Here is a 3,754-nt window from a genome sequence, read left to right as displayed (position 1 = left end):
AATGATATTGGACATTGGAAATTGGACATTTTTTTGACATTTGAACTTGGGATTTGGGATTTATTATAGAATGGATGAATTTTAAAACAGCCAAACATATAAAATACGATATACTGAATAGTTACCATTAGATGAAATCAAAACATAAGAGCCAAACATAAATACAAAACTTACAAATTCGCTGATTGACTTTGTTTTCTTTTTATTTTACAATAATGATAATTTATTAAAGGAGGAAATTATGAAAAGAGACTATCTTTTTACATCAGAGTCAGTTACAGAGGGACATCCCGATAAGATTGCAGACCAGATATCAGATGGGATTCTAGATGCCATTATTAAGAACGACCCAGTTGCAAGGGTTGCCTGTGAGACATTTGTAACAACAGGCCTTACATTTATCGCAGGCGAGATAACAACCTCAACATATGTTGAGGTTCCAACTATAGCCAGAGAGGTAATTAAAGACATTGGCTATACAAATGCTGATTATGGCTTTGACTATGAGGATTGTGCTGTAATTACAGCCATTCATGGACAATCACCAGATATTGCCCAGGGTGTTGATACAGGTGGTGCAGGTGATCAGGGGATGATGTTTGGCTATGCAACAGATGAGACACCTGAATTTATGCCAATGCCCATATTATTGGCACACAAGCTTACAAGAAGGCTTGCCTATGCAAGGAAGGAAAGGATTTTGGATTGGTTAAGGCCAGATGGAAAGAGCCAGGTTACCATAGAATACATTGAGGGAAAGCCAGAAAGGGCATCTGCTATTGTTGTTTCAGCCCAACATGACCCGGATATTGAATATACAGACCTTAAGGATGCTATTATGGATGAGGTTATTAAAAAAATAATCCCTGAAAACTTCATAGACAAAGATACAAAATTCTATATCAATCCAACAGGAAGGTTTGTAATTGGAGGGCCACAAGGAGATACAGGCCTTACTGGAAGAAAGATTATGGTTGATACATATGGTGGCTTTGGTGCACACGGTGGTGGATGCTTTTCTGGAAAAGACCCAACAAAGGTTGATAGGTCTGCGTCATACATCGCAAGATACATCGCAAAGAATATTGTTGCCTCTGGCATTGCAAGGATATGTGAGGTCCAGCTATCATATGCCATTGGTGTTGCTGAGCCTTTATCTATTATGGTCAATACAAAGGGAACAGCCAAAAAGGAAGAAAAGGAGATTGTTAATGACATAAAAAAGAATTTTTCTCTTACCCCGAAGGGAATAATAGAGACACTTGACTTAAGAAGGCCAATATACCGAAAAACAGCCTCCTATGGACACTTTGGAAGGGAGGAGAAGGAATTCACCTGGGAAAAAACGGATAAGAAAGAGGTGTTTTTGTAAAATGGATATGACAACGAAAACAAAAGAGATTATTTTAATGGTTGAGTCATTACCCATAGATATCAAAACAGAATTGGTTGAAAAGATTCTTGATACTTTACATCCAACCCGAAAAGAAATTGATGTATTATGGGCAAAAGAAGCTGAAAAAAGGGTTGAGGAAATTAAAACAAGTAAAGTAAAAACTATACCAGGAGATGAAGTGTTTAAGGAGATTCAAGGAAAATTTGTAAATGAAATACTCTTTCCATCCAGATGCTAAACACGAGTTACTTGAAGCCATCGTTTATTATGAAAAACACCAATTGGGTCTTGGTTTGCAATTCGCAAAAGAAGTTTATTTAACAATTTAAAGGATAATCCATTTTCCTGATGCATGGTCTAAATTATCAAAAAACACGAGGAGATGTTTAACAAACCGTTTTCCATATGGTGTTATCTATCAGATACTAAAAGAGGAAATTTTAATCATTGCAATTATGCAACTCAACAGAAAACCAGGATATTGGAAAGAGAGAATAAAATAAAACCATAAAAATGGGCAAGGTTTCTTCCTTGCAAATTTCCTTTCTTTGTTTTATATTATTAGAGGTATTTTTGTAATATGGGGCTTACTTTTTTAGACTTAGAGGTGGGTAGTCCAGCAAAACCAGAGATTACTCAATCTGTAGAGTTTCTAATTGATTCAGGTGCTGTTTATTCTGTGGTTCCTGAAGAAATTTTAAACAAACTTGAAATTAAACCTTTGGCAGAGGAGGAATTTAGGTTTGCAAATGGTGAGAAGATTAGGAGAAAAAAGGGGGTAGCTATTTTTAAGTATAATAATAAAATAGGAGGTGCAGATGTAATCTTTGGAGAAAAAGATGATGCTTCTCTTTTGGGCGCATTCACATTAGAGGCATTAGGGTTGTCATTAGACCCTTTAAAAAGGGAATTAAAACCTATTCCAATGATAATTGCATAAAAAAGGAGGAAAAATGAATTACGACATAACCGATATTGGGTTAAAGGAAAAGGGAAGATTAAGGGCAGAGTGGGCAGACGCTCAAATGAGCGTTCTTTCTATGATAAAAGAGAGGTTTTTAAAAGAAAAACCTTTTTCTGGCATAAAGATAGCCTGTTGTCTACATGTAACATCAGAAACAGCAAATCTATGCAAAACATTGAAGGCTGGTGGTGCAGAGGTTCTTCTATGCGCCTCAAATCCATTGTCAACACAGGATGATATTGCCGCATATCTTGCCTCTATTGGAATTCCTGTATTTGCAAAGTGTGGCGAGGACAATGAGACATATTATAGCCATATAAACGCTTGTTTAGACGAAAAGCCAAACATTACAATGGATGATGGTGCTGACCTTGTCTCTGTAATCCATAAGGAAAGGCAAAACTTGGTAGAAAATATAATTGGAGGAAGTGAGGAGACAACAACGGGTGTAATAAGGTTAAGAAGCTTAGAGAAAAATAAGCTTCTTCTCTATCCCATTATTGCTGTAAATGATGCCCAGACAAAGCACTTCTTTGACAATAGGTATGGAACAGGCCAATCAACAATAGATGGCATATTAAGGGCAACAAATAGATTACTTGCAGGCACCAGGTTTGTCATTTGCGGATATGGGTGGTGTGGAAGGGGTCTTGCAATGAGGGCAAGGGGAATGGGTGCGAATGTTATTATTGTAGAGACAGACCCCTTAAAGGCATTAGAGGCTGTTATGGATGGATATTCTGTCCTGCCAATAATGGATGCAGCAAAAATAGGCGATATATTCATAACGGTCACAGGGAATATAAATGTTATAAGGAAGGAGCATTTTAGCGTAATGAAAAATAATGTAATCCTTGCCAATACAGGACACTTCAATGTTGAAATTGATATTCCATCTTTGGAAGCTCTGTCAAAAGAAAAGAGAAAAATCCGTGATTTTGTTGAGGAATATACCCTGCAGGATGGAAGGAAGATAAATTTGCTTGGGGATGGCAGGCTTATAAACCTTGTTTCGGCAGAGGGTCATCCCTCCTCTGTTATGGATATGTCATTTGCAAATCAAGCATTAGCCTGCGAATTTCTGGTTAAAAATAAAGGAGGGTTTGAGAAAAAGGTCTATGATGTTCCAGAAGAGCAGGATAAAGAAATAGCAAGGCTTAAGCTTTTATCCCTTGGTGTAAGTATAGACAATCTAACAGAGGAGCAGATAAGCTATCTTTCAGATTGGGAAAAGGGAACATAAAAATGCAAAATGTAAAACGCAAAATTAGAACTTCCCCAATTTTACTAAAACCTTTCATAGGGCTTAAATTTATGGTTATTGAAAAATATTAGAATAATCCTCCCCCTTTCCCCCTTTAGCGAAGCGAGAACTCTATTTTTATTGTGCTTTT

Annotated in this window: 4 protein-coding genes; all 4 read left to right on the top strand. The window is 36.8% G+C overall.

Annotation, left to right across the window (positions count from 1 at the left end; all coding sequences use genetic code 11):
* Nucleotides 1-241 precede the first annotated feature (241 nt).
* The 4 genes from metK (at nt 242) to ahcY (ending at nt 3,603) form a co-directional block, all read left to right on the top strand.
* Complete coding sequence (metK, locus tag AB1630_11150; protein MEW6104349.1) at nt 242-1,372, top strand: methionine adenosyltransferase; 1,131 nt, start codon at nt 242-244, stop codon at nt 1,370-1,372.
* A gap of 37 nt (nt 1,373-1,409) precedes the next feature.
* Nucleotides 1,410-1,634 (top strand): addiction module protein, encoded by a 225-nt coding sequence (locus AB1630_11145; GenBank protein ID MEW6104348.1) that lies wholly within the window; start codon nt 1,410-1,412, stop codon nt 1,632-1,634.
* A gap of 342 nt (nt 1,635-1,976) precedes the next feature.
* A complete protein-coding gene (locus AB1630_11140; GenBank protein MEW6104347.1) occupies nt 1,977-2,336 on the top strand; it encodes an aspartyl protease in 360 nt (119 codons plus the stop codon).
* A 13-nt stretch (nt 2,337-2,349) separates the two neighbouring features.
* The gene (gene ahcY, locus AB1630_11135) at nt 2,350-3,603 is read left to right on the top strand and encodes an adenosylhomocysteinase (protein ID MEW6104346.1); all 1,254 of its coding nucleotides are present in this window, start codon (nt 2,350-2,352) and stop codon (nt 3,601-3,603) included.
* The last annotated feature ends 151 nt before the right edge of the window (nt 3,604-3,754 follow it).

It is taken from the genome of bacterium, assembly GCA_040753555.1.
Classification (GTDB): domain Bacteria; phylum UBA9089; class UBA9088; order UBA9088; family UBA9088; genus JBFLYE01.
This window is presented reverse-complemented; position numbering and strand designations above follow the sequence as displayed.

What these genes read in the sequence shown, in the direction of transcription:
- AB1630_11140 (MEW6104347.1), top strand. Translation starts at nt 1,977, where the DNA reads ATGGGGCTTACTTTTTTAGACTTAGAGGTGGGTAGTCCAGCAAAACCA.
- AB1630_11145 (MEW6104348.1), top strand. Translation starts at nt 1,410, where the DNA reads ATGGTTGAGTCATTACCCATAGATATCAAAACAGAATTGGTTGAAAAG.
- metK (MEW6104349.1), top strand. Translation starts at nt 242, where the DNA reads ATGAAAAGAGACTATCTTTTTACATCAGAGTCAGTTACAGAGGGACAT.
- ahcY (MEW6104346.1), top strand. Translation starts at nt 2,350, where the DNA reads ATGAATTACGACATAACCGATATTGGGTTAAAGGAAAAGGGAAGATTA.